A 21,467-nucleotide genomic window follows, 5' to 3' on the forward strand; every position below is an offset into this window, starting at 1 on the left:
GCACACCACCACCATGACCACGACGACGTCCTCCCGCGGCCGCCGCCGCGCCCCCACCCGCATCGAACGGGCGGCGGGCCGGGCCGCGGCGCTCCAGAAACCGCGCGTCATCCTCGCCGCGCTGCTCCTGCTGGCGCTGACCAGCGTGATGCTCCTCGACGGCTACCTGCGCGCCGAGGTCGGCGGCGACCAGCGCGTGCGCACGGGGGCCAGTTCCAGCGAGGTGCCCGACGCGGTCCTCGACGGCGGTCCGATCCTCACCTTCCGGGGCGGACGGGCCACGACCGTCTCCGTCCCCGACAAGACGATCGCGCTCACCTTCGACGACGGCCCCAACCCCACCTGGACGCCCCAGGTACTGGCCGTCCTCGAGAAGTACGACGTGCCGGGCACGTTCTTCCTGGTCGGCTCGATGGTGTCCCGCTACCCGGGCATCGTGCGGAACCTGGTGCGCCAGGGCAACGAGGTCGGCATCCACACCTTCACGCACGTCGACCTGTCGTACCAGAGCAGCGCCCGCGTCCACCGGGAGATCACCCAGACCCAGCTCGCGCTGGCCGGCGCGGCGGGCATCACGACGACTCTGTTCCGCGCGCCCTACTCCTCCGGGACGGACGCCATCGACAACTACAGCTGGCCCGTCTACCAGGAGCTCGGCGAGGAGGGCTACACCAGCGTCTTCGTCGACACCGACAGCGACGACTGGAAGCGGCCGGGCGTCTCGAAGATCGTCCGGTGGGCCACGCCCGAGGACGGCGAGGGCGCCTCGGTGCTGTTCCACGACGCGGGCGGCGAACGCTCCCAGACGATCGCCGCGCTGCCGGAGTACATCGAGAAGATGAAGGCGAAGGGCTACACCTTCACCACCGTCAGCGGGGTCCTGGAGGAGCAGCGGGGCGGGGCCCGGGCCGTCGGCGGGACCGGCCGGCTCCAGGCCGCCCACCGCCCGGCCACCGGCGTCACCCTCTACGAGGGCAAGGCGCTGGTCGCGGCCGTCGCGGTCGCCGAGTGGACCGTGCCGGCGCTGAGCGTGGGCCTGATGGTCGTCGGCGTCGCGGTCATGGGCCGCTTCGCGATGATGCTCGTCCTCGCCCGCCGCCACCACCGGCAGCGCAACAGACGCCGCTTCGACTGGGGTCCGCCCGTCACCCGCCCGGTCAGCGTGATCGTCCCGGCGTACAACGAGAAGGAGTGCATCGCCAACACCCTGGAGTCGCTGGCACGCAGCACCCATCCGATCGAGGTCGTCGTGGTCGACGACGGCTCCACCGACGGCACCTCCGGTATCGCGCGGGCCGCCGCCGACCGGCTCGGCATGCGCAACGTCCGGATCGTCCGACAGGAGAACGCCGGCAAGCCCGCCGCCCTCAACAACGGCGTCCGCAGCGCCCGTCACGACATCGTGGTGATGATGGACGGCGACACCGTCTTCGAACCGGACACCGTGCGGCAGCTCGTGCAACCCTTCGCCGACCCGCGCGTCGGCGCCGTCGCCGGCAACGCCAAGGTCGGCAACCGCGACACCCTCATCGGCGCCTGGCAGCACATCGAGTACGTGATGGGCTTCAACCTCGACCGCCGCATGTACGACCTGCTGCGCTGCATGCCCACGATCCCGGGCGCGATCGGCGCGTTCCGGCGGGAGGCGGTGCTGGAGGCCGGCGGGATGAGCGAGGACACCCTCGCCGAGGACACCGACATCACCATCGCCTTGCACCGGGCGGGGTGGCAGGTGGTCTACCAGGAGCACGCGCGTGCGTGGACCGAGGCGCCGGGCTCCCTGAAGCAGCTGTGGTCGCAGCGCTACCGCTGGTCCTACGGCACCATGCAGGCGCTGTGGAAGCACCGCAAGTCGCTGACGGACAAGGGGCCTTCGGGGCGCTTCGGCCGGGTCGGCATGCCGCTGGTGGTGTTGTTCCAGGTCGTCACGCCCCTCTTCGCGCCGCTGATCGACGTGTTCACCGTCTACTCGATGGTCTTCGTCGACTTCCGGGCGGCCCTGTTCGCCTGGCTGGCCGTGCTCGGCGTCCAACTCCTCTGCGCCGCCTACGCCTTCCGCCTCGACCGGGAGAAGTACCGCTACCTGCTGATGATGCCGCTCCAGCAGCTCGCCTACCGGCAGATGATGTACCTGGTGCTGATCCACTCCTGCGTCACGGCGCTGACCGGCGGCCGCCTGCGCTGGCAGAAACTGAAGCGCACGGGCGAGGTCGGCACCCCGTCCGGGGTGAGCTCGTGAGCGGGGAGCAGCAGGGGTACGCGTATCCCTCCGCGGTGGAGCCGAAGGCGGCCGACGAGCGGAACCCCCCGGCCCGGCACGCGGCCCGGCCCCCCGCCGGCCGGGACCGCTACTTCGACACCCTCCGGGCGCTGGCCCTCATCCGGGTCGTCGCGTACCACACCTTCGGCTGGGCCTGGGCCGGCCTGGTGTTCCCCTCCATGGGGATCATGTTCGCCCTGGCCGGCACCCTGATGGCGAAGTCCCTGGAGCGCCCCGCGCTCTCCGTGGTCCGCGGCCGGCTGCGCAGGCTGCTGCCGCCGTTCTGGTTCTGGGGCGTGTTCGTCGTCGCCGCGATGCTGGTCCACGGCTGGATGCCGGGCCGGGAGATCGTCTTCTGGATCGTGCCGCTGGGCGATCCGCCGGGCAACGCGTGGGGCGAGCAGGCGTGGGAGATCCTCTGGTACCTGCGCACCTACCTGTGGTTCGTGCTGCTCTCGCCGCTGCTGCTGCGGGTGTTCCGCCTGGCCCCGCTGCCGGTGCTGGCCCTGTCCCTCGCGCCGGTCCTGGTGCTCCAGTTCGTCTGGGCCGGGCCGGACGGCCGGGCGGGCAGCGCCCTGTGGGACCTGGCGACGTACCTCTTCTGCTGGCTGGCCGGCTTCGCGCACCGCGACGGCGTCCTGCGCCGGCTGAGGCCGGCGGCGGTGGTGCCGGCGGCGCTGGCCGCGCTCGCGTTCGGCGGCTGGTACGCCTTCTCCCACCAGGCGGCCCACGGCACCTACGACCTGGACGAGGACCCCCTCGCGCAGGCCTTCTGGTCGGCGGGCGCCGTGCTGCTGCTGATGTGGGCGAAGGCGTACTTCCGCGTCGACTTCGCCGGGCTCACCCGGTACCGCCGCCTGGACCGGACCGTCACCGTCTTCAACGCGCGCGCGGTGACGATCTACCTCTGGCACGAGATCGCCCTGGTCGTCGCCGTCCCGCTGATCGACCGGTTCTGGGACGTGCCCGCCCTCGCGGCGCACCTCCCGCTGGACAGCCAGTGGTTCCTGTTCGGCGTCGGCTGGGTGCTGATCGCGCTGTCCGTGCTGCTGTGCGGCTGGGTGGAGGACCTCGCGGCGCGCAGGAAGCCCCGGCTCCTGCCGTGAGGCCGGGCTGCAACAATGGGCCCGTGACCCGCGCATCCCTGGACAAGCAGCCGCACGAAGTCGCTTCGATGTTCGACAACGTGGCGGAACGGTACGACCTGACCAACGACGTGCTGTCCCTGGGACAGGACCGGCGCTGGCGCAAGGAGGTGGCGCGGGCGGTCGACGCGCGCCCCGCGCAGAAGGTCCTGGACCTCGCGGCGGGCACGGCGACGTCCTCGCTGCCCTTCGCCAGGACCGGCGCCTACGTCGTCCCCTGCGACTTCTCGCTCGGCATGCTCCAGGTCGGCAAGAGGCGCCAGCCCTGGCTGCCGTTCACCGCGGGCGACGCGACGCGGCTGCCGTTCAAGGACGACACCTTCGACGCCGTGAGCATCTCCTTCGGGCTGCGCAACGTGCAGGACTTCGACGCGGCCCTGCGCGAGATGCACCGCGTGACGCGGCCCGGCGGCCGGGTCGTCATCTGCGAGTTCTCCCACCCCACCTGGGCGCCCTTCCGCACCGTCTACACCGAGTACCTGATGCGCGCGCTGCCCCCCGTCGCCCGCGCGGTCTCCTCCAACCCCGACGCGTACGTCTACCTCGCCGAGTCCATCCGCGCCTGGCCCGACCAGCCCGCCCTGGCCGAGCGCCTGCGCGGGGCCGGCTGGTCGCGGGTGGCGTGGCGGAACCTCACGGGCGGGGTCGTGGCCCTGCACCGGGGCTTCAAGGAGAGCTGAGACCGGGCCGGTGGGCGCCGTCTCAGCGGACGATCGCCTCGAAGGCGTCCCCCGGCCGGTCCAGTTCGCGTTCCAGCCCGCCCCCGCCCGGTCCCGGCACGCGCGGTTCGCGCACGCCCGACCCGCCGCCGCCCTCCCCCTCGCCGAAGTCGAACCACACGGTGACGACGGCCCCGCGCGGTATCCCGGTCCCGGGCGGCGGGTACTGCCGTACGACGTGGTCGACGACCGTGCGGCCGAACTCGGGCCGGTCGGGCGCGGCCAGCAGCACGCCGTACGCGCGGGCCGTCTCGCGCGCGTCCACGGCCATGAGACCGACGAGCCTGGGCACGCGCACTTCGGGAGTCTTGGGCGGTATGAGCACAGATGTCACCCCCAGCGGTACTGGCAGGGTAACCGCCAGGAGTGCCGCCCGGAAGCGCCAAGTGGCGTTCTGTGACAGTCGATTACGCTGCGTTATCGTTGGCGGGGGCGAGATCCAGCCGGTAGCAGTGGCCCTCCCGCTGTGACGTCGGCGTGGTGAACACCTCGGCGAGCCGCATCCCCAGCCGCCGGGTCACCGCGATCGACCGGGAGTTGCGCGCGTCGACCATCGCCACCACCGTCGGCACGCCCGCGTCCCGCACCCGTTCCAGCGTCATGTGCGCGGCCGCCGTGACGTACCCCCGGCCCCAGAACTCCCGTCCGAGCCGCCAGCCGATCTCGATCTCGCCCCGCGGACCCCAGTCCCGCGGCCACGGCTGGGCGCCGGTGAAGCCGATGACCCGGTCGGACTCGTCGAGCACCGTCCACAGGCAGAAGCCGTGCTCGGCGTCGTGCCGACGCTGGCGGGCGGTGAGTTCCTCGTAGACGAACAGCTCCGCGGAGCGCCCGCCGTGGAACTCCATCACCTCCGGGTCGTCGAAGACCCGGTGCCAGGCGACCGCGTCCTCGTCGGTGGGGACGCGCAGCCGTACTGCGGGGAGAGCTCGGTTCACGGGGCAGCCCTTCAGCCGGGTGATCAATTCTGCTGAATAGACTGCCCATGTCCAGTGCCCGCCGGCACGCAGATGTCGAACTTGGGGAGATCCCGCCGTGACCGTCGAGACCGAACCCCTTCCCGAGCCCTCCTCCGAGTCCTCGTCCTCCGCGGGGTCCTCGTCGCCCGCCGGGCCCTCGTCCGCCACCGAGTCCTCGCCGTCCTTCGAGCCGTTCGCCGGGAACAACACCGCCGACGTGATCGTCGTGGGCGCGGGACCGGCCGGTTCCACCACCGCCTACCACCTCGCCAAGGCCGGCCTCGACGTGCTGCTCCTGGAGAAGACCGAGTTCCCGCGCGAGAAGGTCTGCGGCGACGGCCTCACCCCGCGCGCCGTCAAGCAGCTCGTCGCCATGGGGATCGACATCTCCGAGGAGGCCGGCTGGCTGCGCAACAAGGGCCTGCGCATCATCGGCGGCGGCGTCCGGCTCCAGCTGGACTGGCCGGACCTGGCCTCCTTCCCCGACTACGGCCTGGTCCGCAAGCGCGACGACTTCGACGAGCAACTCGCCCGCCAGGCGCAGAAGGCGGGCGCCCGCCTGTACGAGCGCTGCAACGTCGGCGCGCCCCTCGTCGACGACCGCACCGGCCGCATCACCGGCGTGCGGGCCAAGCTCGGCGAGGACAAGCGCGAGGTCACCTTCCACGCGCCGCTGGTGGTCGCCGCCGACGGCAACTCCACCCGCCTGTCCCTGGCGATGGGCCTGCACCGCCGCGAGGACCGCCCGATGGGCGTCGCCGTGCGGACGTACTTCACCTCCCCGCGCCACGAGGACGACTACCTGGAGTCCTGGCTGGAGCTGTGGGACCGGCGCGGCCCCGGCGAGGACCGCCTGCTGCCCGGCTACGGCTGGATCTTCGGCATGGGCGACGGCACCTCCAACGTCGGCCTCGGCGTCCTCAACACCTCCGACTCCTTCAAGGAGCTGGACTGGCGCGAGGTGCTCAAGGCCTGGTGCGCGTCGATGCCCGAGGACTGGGGCTACACCCCGGAGAACATGACCGGCCCGATCCGCGGCGCCGCCCTGCCCATGGCCTTCAACCGCCAGCCGCACTACACCAAGGGCCTGCTCCTCGTCGGCGACGCCGGCGGCCTGGTGAACCCCTTCAACGGCGAGGGCATCGCCTACGCCATGGAGTCCGGGCAGATCGTCGCCGACGTCATCGTCCAGGCCCACGCGCGCGCGACGCCCGGCCAGCGCGAACTGGCCCTCCAGCGCTACCCGCGGATCCTCAAGGACACCTACGGCGGCTACTACACGCTGGGCCGCGCCTTCGTGAAGCTCATCGGCAACCCGAAGGTCATGAAGATCGCCGCCCAGCGCGGCCTGACCCACCCGATGCTGATGAAGTTCACCCTCAAGCTGCTCGCCAACCTGACGGACCCGACGGGCGGCGACGCGATGGACCGCCTCATCAACGGCCTGAGCAAGGTGGCCCCGAAGGCCTGACGCGCGACCGCACGACCGCACGACGAAAGGGTCGCAGCCGCTCGGCGGCTGCGACCCTTTCGTCGTCTCGTCGTGCTTCCCGTGCTGCTGCCGGTCAGAGCACCCGCACCGCGCCGGACGGCGGGTCGTAGGAGAGCGGCTTCTCGACCACACCGGTGGACGGGTTCTGCGCGCCCACGAACATGCCGCCACCGACGTACACCGCCACGTGGTAGGCGCTGCCCGCGCCGCCCCAGTAGAGGATGTCGCCCGGCTGGAGGTTGTCCAGCGACACCTGGGTGCCGGCGGTCGACTGGTCCTGGGAGACGCGCGGCAGGTCGATGCCGACCTGCCGGAAGGCGGCCTGCACCAGGCCGGAACAGTCCCACGAGTTGGGGCCGGTGCCGCCGGAGACGTACGCGTCGCCGACCTGCGCCCGCACGAAGTCGATGACCGCCGCGGCCGAACCGGTCGCCGTGGAGGCGGACGTGGACGTGGACGTGCTGACGCTGCCGGAGCCGGTGTCGGCGGCAGCGGCGAGCGTGGTGCGCTGGGAGTCGCGCGAGGCGCGCTCGGCGGCGGCCTGACGGGCCTCCTCCGCGGCCTTCTTGCGGGCCTCGGCCTTCTTGGCGGCGGCGAGGTCCTTCGCGGCCTCCTTGGCGGCCGCGGCGGCGGCCGCGTCGCGCTCCGCCTGGAGCTGGTAGTTCGCGGCGGCCAGCTGCGTGGCCTCCGCGGACTGGGCGACCTGCGCGGACAGGTCGGCCGTCAGGGTGGGCAGTTCGAGCGTCTGCGTCACCGGCTCGGCCGCGTTCGCCGCGGCCGAGGCTCCGGCCACTGCCACGGTGCTGAGGATGCCACCGGCGACTCCGGCCCGCATCGCGATCGTCGACGCGGTGCGGGAGCGGGGTTTCCGGTGGCTGCGTATGTGAGCGGTGTGGGACATGGGTACAAGCGGTACCAGGGGCTCCTCCATACCTTCAAGAAACGTGTGGTGCGCCACACTTGTTCAATGCGCGCCCCAACTCCCCGGCATCCGGTTCCTTATTGACGCCGTAACGGACATTGCGGACGCAGGTGATCATGCCTGTGATCATGGGCTTTCGCTGTTACGTCCGGATTGCCCGCCACCTACCATTGGTTGAGACCGTTGGCCAAGCCCGGTTCTCAGGCGCCTCTCATCATGTGGCGGAGGTCACGGAACGATCACTGGGCCGGCCGCGTCCGACGGCCCGTGGAGCGTCCCGGTCCGCTCGTGAACGCGCGCACGCGGTCGCCCGCCGTCCACATCGGCCCCTGGCGTCCCTCTGATGTGTGAACGCGGTCCTCTACCAAGGGTCCGCGCCCAACGCCAATTTGCATGCGTGGGAACCCTCTTGATATGGAGACGCACCCTCTCGCCTGCGATGACGAGCGAGAATGTCACTTCTTGTGATCACTCTGACGCTTCGCGTATGAAGATCACCGCTGATATGACTTCATGATCCTTCGTCAGGTGGTGGAGATCACAAAGCTTGTGCAATACCCCGTGTCGCAGATCACAGAGCGGCAGGCATAAGATGCGAGGCAGTTGGGCTTGTGACCTGCTTCACATGTTCTCGATCTTCGCCGGGACGAGCGGGGTTCGTGGGGCGCGTGGGGCGGGCGTGAGCCGGACGCAACCGCCAGCAGTCAGTGCCGACTGAGAGGAGCGAGGAGCGGTGAACGCGTATGCGCCCATCCTCGTACTGGGAGCCCTCGGGGCAGGCTTTGCGATCTTCTCCGTGGTCATGGCCACGCTGATCGGTCCGAAGCGGTACAACCGCGCCAAGCTCGAAGCCTACGAGTGCGGCATCGAGCCGACCCCCACGCCGGCCGGCGGCGGGCGCTTCCCCATCAAGTACTACCTGACGGCGATGCTCTTCATCGTCTTCGACATCGAGATCGTCTTCCTCTACCCCTGGGCCGTCACCTTCGACGCCCTGGGTGTTTTCGGGCTCGTGGAGATGCTGCTCTTCGTGCTCACCGTCTTCGTCGCATACGCGTACGTGTGGCGGCGCGGCGGCCTGGAATGGGACTGAGGGGCTCAACGACATGGGACTCGAAGAAAAGCTGCCGAGCGGCTTCCTGCTGACCACCGTCGAGCAGGCCGCGGGCTGGGTGCGCAAGGCGTCCGTCTTCCCCGCCACCTTCGGACTCGCCTGCTGCGCCATCGAAATGATGACCACCGGCGCCGGGCGCTACGACCTGGCGCGCTTCGGCATGGAGGTCTTCCGCGGCTCGCCCCGCCAGGCGGACCTGATGATCGTCGCCGGCCGGGTCAGCCAGAAGATGGCGCCGGTGCTGCGGCAGGTCTACGACCAGATGCCGAACCCCAAGTGGGTCATCTCCATGGGCGTGTGCGCGTCCTCCGGCGGCATGTTCAACAACTACTCGATCGTCCAGGGCGTCGACCACGTCGTCCCGGTCGACATCTACCTGCCCGGCTGCCCGCCGCGCCCCGAGATGCTGGTGGACGCGATCCTCAAGCTCCACCACAAGATCCAGAACTCCAAGCTCGGCGTGAACGCCGAGGAGGCGGCCCGCGAGGCGGAGGAAGCGGCGCTCACGGCCCTGCCCACGATCGAGATGAAGGGGCTGCTGCGATGAGCGACGCGAACGGCACCCACGGCGCGAAGCAGCCGGACGGCGTGAACGAGCCTGACGGCACGAAGCAGCCGGGTGGGGCGAACCAGCCGGGTGGGGCGAACCAGCCGGGTGGGGCGAACGGCGCCCCCGGCGCGAAGGGAACGGACGGCGCCGGGCAGCCGGACGGTGCGAAGGCCGGCGAGCCGGGCGGCGCGACGGCGAACGAAGCCGCCGGGGCGAAGGCGTCCGAGCCGGCCGGGGCGAAGGCGGCTGACGACAAGGCGGCCGGTGCGGCTGACGCGAAGACGGCTGACGCGAAGACGGCCGGGGAGGCCGGTGCGAAGGCGCCCGAGGCCAAGGCGAGCGACGCGGCCGGGGCGAAGCCGGTGACCGAGGCGCACGGCGTCGCCGGGCCGAACCCCGACAAGGACCTCTCCGCCTCCAACCTCCCCGGCCAGCGGGGCGACGGCGGCGAGGAGATCCGCGTCCAGCGCGGCATGTTCGGCGCCAACAACGGCGGCGACACCTCCGGCTACGGCGGCCTGGTCCGCTCGGTGCGGCTCCCGGGCCCGGCGAGCCGGCCCTACGGCGGCTGGTTCGACGAGGTCGCCGACGAACTCGAGGGCGCGCTGGAGGAACAGGGACTCCTCCCGGACAACGCCATCGAGCGGACGGTCGTCGACCGCGGCGAGCTCACCTTCCACATCGAGCGCGAGCACCTGCCGCGCGTCGCCCGCACCCTGCGCGACGACCCGGCCCTGCGCTTCGAACTGTGCACCGGCGTCAGCGGCGTCCACTACCCGCACGACAAGGGCCGCGAGCTGCACGCCGTCTACCACCTGCGCTCGATCACCCACAACCGGCTGATCCGCCTGGAAGTCAGCGCCCCCGACGCCGACCCGCGCATCCCGTCCCTGGTCTCCGTCTACCCGACGAACGACTGGCACGAGCGCGAGACGTACGACTTCTTCGGCATCGTCTTCGACGGTCACCCGGCCCTGACGCGGATCATGATGCCGGACGACTGGCAGGGCCATCCGCAGCGCAAGGACTATCCCCTCGGCGGCATCCCCGTCGAGTACAAGGGCGCCCAGATCCCGGCCCCGGACCAGCGGAGGTCGTACTCGTGAGCACGCAGTCAGCATTCGCCGCATCGGCGGCCTCGGCGCGCGAGACCACCGAGGGAGCCGTCTACACCGTCACCGGCGGCGACTGGGACGAGGTCGCCCGGTCGGCGGTCCACGCGGACGACGAGCGCATCGTCGTCAACATGGGTCCCCAGCACCCCTCCACCCACGGAGTGCTGCGGCTCATCCTGGAGATCGAGGGCGAGACGGTCACCGAGGCCCGCTGCGGCATCGGCTACCTCCACACCGGGATCGAGAAGAACCTCGAGTACCGGACCTGGACGCAGGGCACCACGTTCGTGACGCGCATGGACTACCTGACGTCCTTCTTCAACGAGACCGCCTACTGCCTCGCCGTCGAGAAGCTCCTCGGCATCGAGGACCAGATCCCCGAGCGGGCCGAGATCGTCCGGGTGCTCCTGATGGAGCTGAACCGGCTCTCCTCCCACCTGGTGTGCATCGCCACCGGCGGGATGGAGCTCGGCGCCACCACGATCATGATCTACGGGTTCCGTGATCGTGAAATGATTCTCGACCTCTACGAGCTCATCACGGGCCTGCGCATGAACCACGCGTACATCCGGCCCGGCGGACTCGCCCAGGACCTGCCGCCCGGCGCGGTGGACCAGGTCCGCGAGTTCGTGAAGAAGATGAAGCGCAACCTCCCGGAGTACGACAAGCTCGCCACCGGGAACCCCATCTTCAAGGCCCGCATGCAGGACGTCGGCTACCTCGACCTGGCCGGCTGCGTGGCCCTCGGCGCCAGCGGACCCATCCTGCGCGCCACCGGCCTGCCGCACGACCTGCGCAAGGCGCAGCCGTACTGCGGCTACGAGACGTACGACTTCGACGTCCCGACCGCCGACTCCTGCGACGCCTACGGCCGCTTCCTCATCCGCATAGAGGAGATGCGCCAGTCGCTGCGGATCATCGAGCAGTGCCTGGACCGGCTCCGGCCCGGCCCGGTGATGGTCGCCGACAAGAAGATCGCCTGGCCCGCCCAGCTCGCCCTGGGACCCGACGGGCTCGGCAACTCCCTCGACCACATCAAGCAGATCATGGGCACCTCCATGGAGGCCCTGATCCACCACTTCAAGCTGGTCACCGAGGGCTTCCGCGTCCCGCCGGGCCAGGCGTACGTGGCCGTGGAGTCGCCCAAGGGCGAACTCGGGGTGCACGTCGTGTCCGACGGCGCCACCCGCCCCTACCGGGTCCACTTCCGTGACCCGTCCTTCACCAACCTGCAGGCCATGGCGGCGATGTGCGAAGGCGGCCAGGTCGCCGACGTCATCGTCGCCGTCGCGTCCATCGACCCCGTGATGGGAGGCGTCGACCGGTGACCACCAGTTCTTCGGAGCGGGGCGTCAGCCTGGGCATGCCCGAACTGCCCGCACCCGCGTACCCGGACGACGTCCGCGCCCGGCTCGAGGCCGACGCGCGCGAGGTCGTCGCGCGCTACCCCGACTCCCGCTCCGCGCTCCTGCCGCTGCTGCACCTCGTGCAGGCGGAGGAGGGTCACGTCACGCGCACCGGGATGCAGTTCTGCGCGGACGTCCTCGGCCTGACCACGGCCGAGGTCACCGCCGTCGCCACCTTCTACACCATGTACCGGCGCAAGCCGAGCGGTGACTACCAGGTGGGCGTCTGCACCAACACCCTGTGCGCCGTGATGGGCGGCGACGCCATCTTCGAGGCGCTCCAGGACCACCTCGGTGTCGGCAACGGTGAGACCACCGACGACGGGAAGATCACCCTGGAGCACATCGAGTGCAACGCGGCCTGCGACTTCGCGCCGGTCGTGATGGTCAACTGGGAGTTCTTCGACAACCAGGACGTGCACAGCGCCAAGCGCCTGGTGGACGACCTGCGCACGGGGCAGACCGTCTCGCCCACGCGCGGGGCGCCGCTGTGCACCTTCAAGGAGACCGCGCGGATCCTGGCCGGCTTCCCCGACGAGCGGGACGGGGCCGTCGAGGCGGGCGGCAGCGCGGGACCGGCGTCGTTGGTGGGTCTTCGCCTGGCAAGGGGAGAGGTCGCACCCGCGCGCGTGGTCCATCCGCGCGACGGCGGCCCGCACGACGAGCCGCACGGCGGCACGGTGCACGAGCCGTCGCCGAACGAACACCTCAGTTCGCACGACGCGCCGCAGGACACGTCGGCCTCCGACCCGGCCCACCCGGCCGGGCCCACCGCCGAGGAGGGGGAGTGATGACCTTGGCACCCGAACTGAAGGACACCGGCCCCGAGAAGCTGCTCGCACCCGTGCTGTCGGCCTTCTGGGACGAGGACCGGTCCTGGACCCTGGACGTCTACCGGAGGCACGAGGGGTACGAGGGGCTCCGCAAGGCGCTCGCCATGTCGCCGGACGACCTGATCGCGTACGTGAAGGACTCCGGTCTGCGCGGCCGCGGCGGCGCGGGGTTCCCGACGGGGATGAAGTGGCAGTTCATCCCCCAGGGGGACGGAAAGCCGCACTATCTTGTTGTCAACGCCGACGAGTCGGAGCCGGGGACGTGCAAGGACATCCCGCTCCTCTTCGCGAACCCGCACAGCCTCATCGAGGGCATCGTCATCGCGTGCTACGCCATCAGGTCCTCGCACGCGTTCATCTACCTGCGGGGTGAAGTCGTCCCCGTGCTGCGGCGGTTGCACGCGGCCGTGCGCGAGGCCTACGAGGCCGGCTACCTGGGCGAGAACGTCCTGGGCAGCGGACTCGACCTCGAACTCACCGTGCACGCGGGCGCGGGCGCGTACATCTGCGGTGAGGAGACCGCGCTGCTGGACTCCCTCGAAGGCCGCCGGGGTCAACCGCGGCTCCGTCCTCCCTTCCCTGCTGTGGCGGGCCTCTACGCGTGCCCCACTGTCGTGAACAACGTCGAGTCGATCGCGTCGGTTCCCGCGATCCTGCAGCGGGGCAAGGACTGGTTCCGGTCGATGGGCAGCGAGAAGTCCCCGGGCTTCACGCTCTACTCGCTCAGCGGCCACGTCGCCAGCCCCGGCCAGTACGAGGCGCCGCTCGGCATCACCCTGCGCCAGCTGCTGGAGATGAGCGGCGGCATGCGGCCGGGCCACCGGCTGAAGTTCTGGACGCCGGGCGGCTCCTCCACGCCGATGTTCACCGAAGAGCACCTGGACGTCCCCCTCGACTACGAGGGGGTGGGCGCCGCCGGTTCCATGCTCGGCACCAAGGCGCTCCAGTGCTTCGACGAGACCACCTGCGTGGTGCGGGCCGTGACCCGCTGGACCGAGTTCTACGCCCACGAGTCCTGCGGCAAGTGCACGCCCTGCCGCGAGGGCACCTACTGGCTCGTGCAGCTGCTGCGCGACATCGAGGCCGGCAAGGGCGCCATGAGCGACCTCGACAAGCTGAACGACATCGCCGACAACATCAACGGCAAGTCGTTCTGCGCCCTCGGCGACGGCGCCGCCTCGCCGATCTTCTCCTCGCTGAAGTACTTCCGCGAGGAGTACGAGCAGCACATCACGGGCCGGGGCTGCCCCTTCGACCCGGCCAAGTCGACGGCCTGGGCGGACCGCCCGGAGGTGAACGGATGACCGTGACCACCAGTGCTCCCTCCGGCGGAGGAGAGGCGGCGGTCCCGCCGGAGGACCTCGTGTCGCTGACGATCGACGGCATCGGGATCAGCGTGCCCAAGGGCACCCTGGTCATCCGGGCCGCCGAACAGCTCGGCATCGAGATCCCCCGCTTCTGCGACCACCCCCTCCTCGACCCCGCGGGCGCCTGCCGCCAGTGCATCGTCGAGGTCGAGGGTCAGCGCAAGCCCATGGCGTCCTGCACCATCACCTGCACCGACGGCATGGTGGTGAAGACGCAGCTCACCTCGCAGGTCGCCGAGAAGGCCCAGCACGGCGTGATGGAGCTGCTGCTCATCAACCACCCGCTGGACTGCCCGGTGTGCGACAAGGGCGGCGAGTGCCCGCTGCAGAACCAGGCGATGTCCCACGGCAACGCCGAGTCCCGCTTCGAGGGCCGCAAGCGCACCTACGAGAAGCCCGTGCCGATCTCCACGCAGGTGCTGCTCGACCGCGAGCGGTGCGTGCTGTGCGCGCGCTGCACCCGCTTCTCCAACCAGGTCGCCGGCGACCCGATGATCGAACTGATCGAGCGGGGCGCGCTGCAGCAGGTCGGCACCGGCGAGGGCGACCCGTTCGAGTCGTACTTCTCCGGCAACACCATCCAGATCTGCCCGGTCGGCGCGCTCACCTCGGCCGCCTACCGGTTCCGCTCCCGCCCGTTCGACCTGGTCTCCTCGCCGTCGGTGTGCGAGCACTGCTCCGGCGGCTGCGCCACCCGCACGGACCACCGGCGCGGCAAGGTCATGCGGCGCCTCGCGGCCACCGACCCCGAGGTCAACGAGGAGTGGATCTGCGACAAGGGGCGCTTCGCGTTCCGGTACGCGCAGCAGAAGGACCGGCTGGAGACGCCCCTCGTGCGCAACGCGGAGGGCGAGCTGGAGCCGGCCTCCTGGCCGGAGGCGCTGCAGATCGCCGCGCAGGGGCTGCTCGCCTCGCGCGGCCGCACCGGCGTCCTGACCGGCGGCCGCCTCACCGTCGAGGACGCCTACGCGTACAGCAAGTTCGCGCGCGTGGCGCTCGACACCAACGACATCGACTTCCGCGCCCGCGTGCACAGCGGCGAGGAGGCCGACTTCCTCGCCGCCCGGGTCGCCGGTCACGGCCGCGACCTCGACGGTACGGGCGTCACGTACACCGCCCTGGAGCAGGCGCCCGCCGTCCTGCTGGTCGGGTTCGAGGCCGAGGAGGAGGCGCCCGGCGTCTTCCTGCGGCTGCGCAAGGCCTGGCGCAAGCACGGCCAGAAGGTGTACGCCCTGGCCACGCACGCCACGCGCGGTCTGCAGAAGGCGGGCGGCACGCTGCTGCCTGCCGCCCCGGGCACCGAGACCGACTGGCTCGACGCGCTCGCCGGCCAGGTCGGCCTCGAAGGCGACGGCGCCCTCGCGGGCGCGGCACTGCGCACCGAGGGCGCCGTCATCGTCGTCGGCGAGCGGCTGGCCGCGGTGCCCGGCGGTCTCACCGCCGCCGTACGCGCGGCGACCGCGACCGGTGCCCGGCTGGTGTGGATCCCGCGCCGGGCCGGGGAGCGGGGCGCGATCGAGGCGGGTGCCCTGCCGTCGCTGCTGCCCGGCGGCCGCCCGGCCACCGACCCCCGCGCGCGCGACGAGGTCGCCGCCGTCTGGGGCCTCGCCGAACTCCCGCTGCGCTACGGCCGCGACACCGGCCAGATCATCCAGGCCGCTGAGGACGGCGAGCTGCAGGCGCTGCTCGTGGCGGGCGTCGAACTCGCCGACCTGCCCGACCCGGCCCGCGCGCGTGCCGCCCTCGACGAGGTCGGCTTCGTCGTCTCGCTGGAACTGCGGCCCAGCGAGGTCACCGAGCGCGCCGACGTCGTCCTGCCCGTCGCCGCGGTCGCGGAGAAGCCCGGCGCCTTCCTCAACTGGGAGGGCAGGGTGCGCTTCTTCGACGCCGCGCTCAAGCCCGACCAGATGACCCGGCGCCTGGCGCCCACCGACGCGCGCGTGCTGCAGATGCTGGCCGACGCCATGGACGTCCACCTCGGTCTGCCGGACCTGCGCACCACGCGCGCGGAGATCGACCGCCTCGGCGCCTGGGAGGGCGCCCGGGCCGCCGACCCGCTGGACACCGGGGGCGCACTGCCGCGGCCGGCGGCCGGGGAGGCCGTGCTCGCCGGGCACCGGCTGCTGCTCGACCAGGGCCTGCTGCAGGAGGGCGACGAGGCGCTCGCCGGGACGCGGCACGCGGCACGCGCGCGCGTCTCGCCGGCCACCGCCGCCGAGGCGGGCGTCGCGGACGGCGAGTTGCTCTCCGTCACCGGACCGGCCGGCGCGGTGGAACTGCCGGTGCACATCACCGAGATGCCCGACCGCGTGGTCTGGCTGCCGCTCAACTCCACCGGCCGGGGCGTCGCCTCCGACACCGGCGCGCGGCCCGGCTCCCTCGTCCGCATCGGCCCGGCGACGCCGGCCGCCGACGTCCCCCAGGAGGTGGAGGCATGAGCCCGTACTTCGCCGCTGAGGACCTCTCGATGTTCGGCCGCGACCCCTGGTGGCTGGTCGTCGTCAAGGCCGTGTTCTGCTTCGCCTTCGTCCTGGTGACCGTGCTGTTCTCCATCGTGTGGGAGCGCAAGGTCGTGGCCTGGATGCAGCTGCGCATCGGCCCCAACCGGCACGGCCCCTGGGGGATGCTCCAGTCGCTCGCCGACGGCGTGAAGCTGATGCTGAAGGAAGACGTCGTCGTCAAGCGCGCGGACAAGGTCGTCTACATCCTCGCGCCGATCATCGCGGTTGTCCCGGCGTTCATGGCGATCGCCGTGATCCCCTTCGGCCCGGCCGACAACGAGGTCTCGATCTTCGGCACGCGCACCACGATGCAGCTCACCGACCTGCCGATCGCGCTGCTGTACATCCTCGCGGTCGCCTCGGTCGGCATCTACGGCATCGTCCTGGCGGGCTGGAGCTCCGGCTCCACCTACCCGCTGCTGGGCGGCCTGCGCTCCTGCGCCCAGATGATCTCGTACGAGATCGCCATGGGCGCGGCGTTCGCCTCGGTGTTCCTCTACTCCGGCTCCATGTCGACGTCGACGATCGTCGACCAGCAGACGGACCGCTGGTACGTCCTGCTGTTGCCGGTGTCCTTCATCCTCTACATCGTCACCATGGTCGGCGAGACCAACCGCGCCCCCTTCGACATGCCCGAGTCCGAGGGCGACCTGGTGGGCGGCTTCAACACCGAGTACTCGTCGATCAAGTTCGCGCTGTTCATGCTCGCCGAGTACGCGAACATGGTGACGGTGTCGGCGGTGTCGGCCACCCTCTTCCTCGGCGGCTGGCGCGCCCCGTGGCCCGTCAGCACCTTCTGGGAGGGCGCGAACCACGGCTGGTGGCCGATGCTCTGGTTCGTCCTCAAGGTGCAGCTGCTGCTGTTCGTGTTCATCTGGCTGCGCGGCACGCTCCCGCGCGTGCGCTACGACCAGCTGATGAAGCTCGGCTGGAAGGTCCTCATCCCGGTCTCCGTGACCTGGCTGATGCTCGTCGCGACCGTACGGACCCTGCGCAACGAGCACTACGACTTCGCCGACATCGCCCTCTACGTCGGCGGCGCCGTGCTGGCCCTGCTGCTGGTCTCCTTCGTGGCCGACATGTTCCGCCAGAAGTCCAAGGAGAGCGCGCCGAGCGCCGAACAGCCCCCCGGCTTCGACCCGATGGCGGGCGGTTTCCCCGTGCCGCCGCTGCCCGGACAGGAGCTGCCGCCGGTGCCCAGGCGCCGCCCGCGCCGGGAGCGGGAGCTCATTGTCAGTGGTGGGGTCGATACTCAGAGTGACGGATCTCTGGAGGGAAAGGAGGCGTCCGATGGCTGAGGAGCCGAAGGAGTCCGAGCCGATGAAGCCCGGCTTCATGAATCCCGTCGCCGGCTTCGGCGTGACCTTCAAGGCCATGTTCAAGAAGCGGCTGACCGAGCAGTACCCGGAGCAGCAGAAGACCACGGCTCCGCGGTTCCACGGACGGCACCAGCTCAACCGCCATCCGGACGGCCTGGAGAAGTGCGTCGGCTGCGAGCTGTGCGCCTGGGCCTGTCCCGCCGACGCCATCTACGTCGAGGGCGCGGACAACACCGAGGAGGAGCGCTACTCCCCGGGCGAGCGGTACGGGCGCGTGTACCAGATCAACTACGCCCGCTGCATCCTGTGCGGCCTGTGCATCGAGGCGTGCCCCACGCGCGCGCTGACGATGACCAACGAGTTCGAACTGGCCGACTCCAGCCGCGCCAACCTCATCTACACCAAGGAGCAGCTGCTCGCCGGGCTCGACGAGGGCATGGTCGACACGCCCCACGCGATCTACCCCGGCATGGACGAGCAGGACTACTACCGCGGGCTCGTGACCGAGGCCGCGCCCGGCACCGAGCGGCAGGCCGCCCTGTCCAAGGGCGAGGCGCCGCAGGAGGCGTCGTCCACCTTCGGGGCGGACGAGCCGGCGTCGCAGGAGGTGACCGGCCGATGAGCACCCCGCTCGCCGCCTACTCCACCTCCACCGGCGAGGCCGTCCAGTTCTGGGTCCTCGGCACCGTCGCGGTGATCGGCGCCCTGTGCACGGTCTTCATGAGGCGGGCCGTGCACAGCGCGCTCTGCCTCGCCGGCACCATGATCGTCCTGGCGGTCTTCTACCTCGCCAATGGCGCCTACTTCCTGGGCATCGTGCAGGTCGTCGTCTACACCGGCGCGATCATGATGCTGTTCCTGTTCGTGGTGATGCTCGTCGGCGTGACCGCGGCCGACTCCTTGAAGGAGACCATCAAGGGCCAGCGCTGGCTGGCCCTGCTGTGCGGACTCGGCTTCGGCGTCCTGCTGTTCGCCGGGATCGGCAACGCCTCCCTGAAGGAGTTCAACGGCCTCACCCAGGCCAACTCCGGCGGCAACGTCGAGGGACTCGCGGCCCTGATCTTCACCAAGTACGTCTTCGCCTTCGAGATCACCGGCGCCCTGCTCATCACGGCCGCCGTCGGCGCGATGGTGCTCACCCACCGCGAGCGCACCGAGCGCGCCCGCACCCAGCGCGAGCTGGCCGAGCAGCGCGTCCGCGAGGGCACGTACATCCCGCCGCTGCCGGCCCCCGGCGTGTACGCGCGGCACAACGCCGTGGACATCGCCGGCCTGCTGCCCGACGGCACCCCCTCCGAGCTCACCGTCAGCAAGACGCTGCGCGAGCGCGGTCAGATCCGGGACGTGTCGGCCGAGGCGCTCAACGACCTCAAGGCCCTCGAACAGCGCGCCGGTGAGCGCCTGGAGCGGGGCGCGGTCGAGCCGCCGCTGTTCAAGCGGACCCCCGAGCGGACCTCCCAGCGCACCGAGGAGGCGTCGAAGTGAACCCGGTCAACTACCTCTACCTCGCCGCCCTGCTGTTCACGATCGGTGCCACGGGCGTGCTCATCCGGCGCAACGCGATCGTGGTGTTCATGTGCGTGGAGCTCATGCTCAACGCCTGCAACCTCGCCTTCGTCGCGTTCTCGCGGATGCACGGCAACCTCGACGGCCAGATCATCGCCTTCTTCACGATGGTCGTCGCCGCCGCGGAGGTCGTGGTCGGACTCGCGATCATCGTGTCGGTGTTCCGCGCCCGCCACTCGGCCTCGGTCGACGACGCCAGCCTGATGAAGCTGTAAGGGGTCGGAAGAAACGTGGAGAACCTGATCGCGCTGCTCATCGCGGCGCCCCTGCTCGGAGCGGCCGTCCTGCTGGTCGGCGGCCGTCGGCTCGACGCCGTCGGCCACTGGATCGGCACGCTCCTGTCGGCCGTGTCCTTCGTGTTCGGCCTGATCCTCTTCAGCGACCTGCTCGGCAAGGACACCGCGGACCGCACGCTTGTCCAGCACCTGTTCACCTGGATCCCGGTCCAGGGCTTCCAGGCGGACGTCACCTTCCGCCTGGACCAGCTGTCCATGACGTTCGTCCTGCTCATCACGGGCGTCGGATCGCTGATCCACCTGTACTCGGTCGGGTACATGGAGCACGACGAGCGGCGCCGCCGCTTCTTCGGCTACCTCAACCTGTTCCTCGCGGCGATGCTGCTGCTCGTCCTCGCCGACAACTACCTGCTGCTGTACGTCGGCTGGGAGGGCGTCGGTCTCGCCTCCTACCTGCTCATCGGCTTCTGGCAGCACAAGCCCAGCGCGGCCACCGCGGCGAAGAAGGCGTTCCTCGTCAACCGCGTCGGCGACGTGGGCCTGTCGATCGCCATCATGCTGATGTTCACCACCTTCGGGACCTTCGCCTTCGGGCCGGTGCTCGGCACCCACGAGGACCCCGGGCTGGTCGGCGGCGCCGGCGAGGGCAAGCTCACCGCGATCGCCCTGATGCTGCTGCTCGCCGCCTGCGGCAAGTCCGCCCAGGTACCGCTGCAGTCCTGGCTCGGCGACGCCATGGAGGGCCCGACCCCGGTCTCCGCGCTCATCCACGCGGCGACCATGGTCACCGCCGGCGTCTACCTGATCGTCCGCTCCGGCACGATCTTCAACGCCGCGCCCGACGCGCAACTGGTCGTCACCGTCGTCGGTGCCGTCACGCTCCTGTTCGGTGCGATCGTCGGTTGCGCCAAGGACGACATCAAGAAGGCGCTGGCCGGCTCGACCATGTCGCAGATCGGCTACATGGTGCTGGCGGCGGGCCTCGGCCCGATCGGCTACGTCTTCGCGATCATGCACCTGGTGACGCACGGCTTCTTCAAGGCCGGGCTGTTCCTCGGCGCCGGCTCGGTGATGCACGGCATGAACGACGAGGTCGACATGCGCCGCTACGGCGGTCTGCGCAAATACATGCCGATCACGTTCATCACGTTCGGCCTCGGCTACCTGGCCATCATCGGCTTCCCGGGCCTGTCCGGCTTCTTCTCCAAGGACAAGATCATCGAGGCGGCGTTCGCCAAGGGCGGCACCGAGGGCTGGATCCTCGGCGCCTGCGCCCTGCTCGGCGCGGCCATCACCGCCTACTACATGACGCGCGTGATGCTGATGACGTTCTTCGGCGAGGAGCGCTGGCGCAACGCCCCGACGCCGTCGCCGGACCGGCCCAGCGTGGAGCCCGCCGCCGAGACCCGCGGCGAGCACAGCGAGCCGCACCCGCACGAGTCGCCCAAGGTCATGACGATCCCCATGATCGTGCTGGCCGTCGGGTCCGTGTTCGCCGGCGCGTTCTTCAGCATCGGCGAGCGCTTCCTGCACTGGCTGGAGCCCGTCACCGGCTACGAGCACGGCGACTCCCCGGTCAGCGCCCTCACGGTCACATTGGCCACCATGGCGGTCCTGGTGATCGGCGTGGCGATCGCGTACGCGCAGTACGGCCGCCGCCCGGTCCCCGCCGTCGCCCCGCGCGGGTCGCTGCTCACCCGGGCCGCCCGCCGCGACCTGTACCAGGACGACTTCAACCACGTGGTCCTGGTGCGCGGCGGCGAGCACCTCACCCGGTCCCTGGTCTACGTCGACCACACCCTGGTCGACGGCGTCGTCAACGGCACGGCGGCCTCCGTCGGCGGCCTGTCCGGGCGGATGCGCAGGCTGCAGAACGGCTTCGCGCGGTCGTACGCGGTCTCGATGTTCGGCGGTGCGGCCCTCCTGGTCGCCGCGACCCTGCTGATGAGGGCGGTCTGATACC

General features: G+C 70.8%; 19 protein-coding genes. 16 read left to right on the forward strand and 3 right to left on the reverse strand.

Annotated features, from left to right (window positions below):
* Window positions 1–13: 13 nt before the first annotated feature.
* The 3 genes from E4U91_RS20100 to E4U91_RS20110 are packed head-to-tail and all read left to right on the forward strand — an operon-like array spanning window position 14 to window position 4,085.
* Window positions 14–2,239, forward strand: coding sequence for a bifunctional polysaccharide deacetylase/glycosyltransferase family 2 protein (locus E4U91_RS20100; RefSeq protein ID WP_137308147.1), 2,226 nt, complete (start codon window positions 14–16; stop codon window positions 2,237–2,239).
* 35 nt (window positions 2,240–2,274) lie between these two features.
* Entirely contained in the window at window positions 2,275–3,366 is a 1,092-nt protein-coding gene (locus tag E4U91_RS20105) for an acyltransferase family protein (protein WP_137310916.1), read from the forward strand.
* A gap of 23 nt (window positions 3,367–3,389) precedes the next feature.
* On the forward strand, window positions 3,390–4,085 hold the full coding sequence (locus tag E4U91_RS20110; RefSeq protein ID WP_137308148.1) for a demethylmenaquinone methyltransferase: 696 nt from the start codon (window positions 3,390–3,392) through the stop codon (window positions 4,083–4,085).
* Window positions 4,086–4,107: 22 nt separating this feature from the next.
* Here the strand turns inward: E4U91_RS20110 and E4U91_RS20115 are convergent, their stop codons facing one another.
* Window positions 4,108–4,422 carry a PASTA domain-containing protein gene (locus E4U91_RS20115; protein ID WP_277755330.1) on the reverse strand — a complete coding sequence of 105 codons (315 nt, stop codon included), beginning with the start codon at window positions 4,420–4,422 and terminating at the stop codon, window positions 4,108–4,110.
* 109 nt (window positions 4,423–4,531) lie between these two features.
* Window positions 4,532–5,062 (reverse strand): GNAT family N-acetyltransferase, encoded by a 531-nt coding sequence (locus tag E4U91_RS20120; RefSeq protein WP_137308150.1) that lies wholly within the window; start codon window positions 5,060–5,062, stop codon window positions 4,532–4,534.
* A 238-nt stretch (window positions 5,063–5,300) separates the two neighbouring features.
* On the opposite strand from E4U91_RS20120, the gene E4U91_RS20125 reads away from it, so the two are divergent.
* Window positions 5,301–6,554, forward strand: a complete 1,254-nt coding sequence (locus tag E4U91_RS20125; RefSeq protein ID WP_137310917.1) for a geranylgeranyl reductase family protein — start codon at window positions 5,301–5,303, stop codon at window positions 6,552–6,554.
* 94 nt (window positions 6,555–6,648) lie between these two features.
* On the opposite strand, the gene E4U91_RS20130 is transcribed toward E4U91_RS20125, so the two are convergent.
* Complete coding sequence (locus tag E4U91_RS20130; protein ID WP_137308151.1) at window positions 6,649–7,476, reverse strand: C40 family peptidase; 828 nt, start codon at window positions 7,474–7,476, stop codon at window positions 6,649–6,651.
* 754 nt (window positions 7,477–8,230) lie between these two features.
* Here E4U91_RS20130 and E4U91_RS20135 point away from each other — a divergent pair.
* The 12 genes from E4U91_RS20135 (at window position 8,231) to nuoL (ending at window position 21,463) form a co-directional block, all read left to right on the forward strand.
* Window positions 8,231–8,590: an NADH-quinone oxidoreductase subunit A gene (locus E4U91_RS20135; RefSeq protein WP_007383963.1), complete on the forward strand. Its 360-nt coding sequence runs from the start codon at window positions 8,231–8,233 to the stop codon at window positions 8,588–8,590.
* Between the two features lie 13 nt (window positions 8,591–8,603).
* The gene (locus E4U91_RS20140; protein ID WP_067240525.1) at window positions 8,604–9,158 is read left to right on the forward strand and encodes a NuoB/complex I 20 kDa subunit family protein; all 555 of its coding nucleotides are present in this window, start codon (window positions 8,604–8,606) and stop codon (window positions 9,156–9,158) included.
* Between the two features lie 365 nt (window positions 9,159–9,523).
* Window positions 9,524–10,267 carry an NADH-quinone oxidoreductase subunit C gene (locus E4U91_RS20145; RefSeq protein WP_137310918.1) on the forward strand — a complete coding sequence of 248 codons (744 nt, stop codon included), beginning with the start codon at window positions 9,524–9,526 and terminating at the stop codon, window positions 10,265–10,267.
* The gene (locus tag E4U91_RS20150; RefSeq protein ID WP_137308152.1) at window positions 10,264–11,604 is read left to right on the forward strand and encodes an NADH-quinone oxidoreductase subunit D; all 1,341 of its coding nucleotides are present in this window, start codon (window positions 10,264–10,266) and stop codon (window positions 11,602–11,604) included. Before E4U91_RS20145 ends, E4U91_RS20150 begins: the two co-directional genes overlap by 4 nt.
* Entirely contained in the window at window positions 11,601–12,473 is an 873-nt protein-coding gene (gene nuoE, locus E4U91_RS20155) for an NADH-quinone oxidoreductase subunit NuoE (RefSeq protein WP_137308153.1), read from the forward strand. The genes E4U91_RS20150 and nuoE overlap by 4 nt, the downstream gene beginning before the upstream one ends.
* On the forward strand, window positions 12,473–13,819 hold the full coding sequence (gene nuoF, locus E4U91_RS20160; RefSeq protein ID WP_137308154.1) for an NADH-quinone oxidoreductase subunit NuoF: 1,347 nt from the start codon (window positions 12,473–12,475) through the stop codon (window positions 13,817–13,819). The genes nuoE and nuoF overlap by 1 nt, the downstream gene beginning before the upstream one ends.
* A complete protein-coding gene (locus tag E4U91_RS20165; RefSeq protein WP_137308155.1) occupies window positions 13,816–16,320 on the forward strand; it encodes an NADH-quinone oxidoreductase subunit G in 2,505 nt (834 codons plus the stop codon). The genes nuoF and E4U91_RS20165 overlap by 4 nt, the downstream gene beginning before the upstream one ends.
* Window positions 16,317–17,681 (forward strand): NADH-quinone oxidoreductase subunit NuoH, encoded by a 1,365-nt coding sequence (nuoH, locus tag E4U91_RS20170; RefSeq protein WP_137308156.1) that lies wholly within the window; start codon window positions 16,317–16,319, stop codon window positions 17,679–17,681. The genes E4U91_RS20165 and nuoH overlap by 4 nt, the downstream gene beginning before the upstream one ends.
* The gene (gene nuoI / locus E4U91_RS20175) at window positions 17,674–18,324 is read left to right on the forward strand and encodes an NADH-quinone oxidoreductase subunit NuoI (RefSeq protein WP_137308157.1); all 651 of its coding nucleotides are present in this window, start codon (window positions 17,674–17,676) and stop codon (window positions 18,322–18,324) included. The genes nuoH and nuoI overlap by 8 nt, the downstream gene beginning before the upstream one ends.
* Complete coding sequence (locus E4U91_RS20180; RefSeq protein WP_137308158.1) at window positions 18,321–19,187, forward strand: NADH-quinone oxidoreductase subunit J; 867 nt, start codon at window positions 18,321–18,323, stop codon at window positions 19,185–19,187. The genes nuoI and E4U91_RS20180 overlap by 4 nt, the downstream gene beginning before the upstream one ends.
* Window positions 19,184–19,483 (forward strand): NADH-quinone oxidoreductase subunit NuoK, encoded by a 300-nt coding sequence (nuoK, locus tag E4U91_RS20185; protein WP_067240510.1) that lies wholly within the window; start codon window positions 19,184–19,186, stop codon window positions 19,481–19,483. Before E4U91_RS20180 ends, nuoK begins: the two co-directional genes overlap by 4 nt.
* A 15-nt stretch (window positions 19,484–19,498) precedes the next feature.
* Window positions 19,499–21,463: an NADH-quinone oxidoreductase subunit L gene (gene nuoL / locus E4U91_RS20190; protein ID WP_137308159.1), complete on the forward strand. Its 1,965-nt coding sequence runs from the start codon at window positions 19,499–19,501 to the stop codon at window positions 21,461–21,463.
* Window positions 21,464–21,467 lie beyond the last annotated feature (4 nt).

It is taken from the genome of Streptomyces lasalocidi (assembly GCF_005280215.1).
Taxonomy (GTDB): Bacteria; Actinomycetota; Actinomycetes; order Streptomycetales; family Streptomycetaceae; genus Streptomyces; species Streptomyces longwoodensis.

Excerpts from the sequence above, each read along its gene's own strand:
- E4U91_RS20100 (WP_137308147.1), top strand. The coding sequence starts at position 14 with ATGACCACGACGACGTCCTCCCGCGGCCGCCGCCGCGCCCCCACCCGC.
- E4U91_RS20130 (WP_137308151.1), bottom strand. The coding sequence starts at position 7,476 with ATGTCCCACACCGCTCACATACGCAGCCACCGGAAACCCCGCTCCCGC.
- E4U91_RS20140 (WP_067240525.1), top strand. The coding sequence starts at position 8,604 with ATGGGACTCGAAGAAAAGCTGCCGAGCGGCTTCCTGCTGACCACCGTC.
- nuoF (WP_137308154.1), top strand. The coding sequence starts at position 12,473 with ATGACCTTGGCACCCGAACTGAAGGACACCGGCCCCGAGAAGCTGCTC.
- E4U91_RS20165 (WP_137308155.1), top strand. The coding sequence starts at position 13,816 with ATGACCGTGACCACCAGTGCTCCCTCCGGCGGAGGAGAGGCGGCGGTC.
- nuoH (WP_137308156.1), top strand. The coding sequence starts at position 16,317 with ATGAGCCCGTACTTCGCCGCTGAGGACCTCTCGATGTTCGGCCGCGAC.
- nuoI (WP_137308157.1), top strand. The coding sequence starts at position 17,674 with ATGGCTGAGGAGCCGAAGGAGTCCGAGCCGATGAAGCCCGGCTTCATG.
- E4U91_RS20180 (WP_137308158.1), top strand. The coding sequence starts at position 18,321 with ATGAGCACCCCGCTCGCCGCCTACTCCACCTCCACCGGCGAGGCCGTC.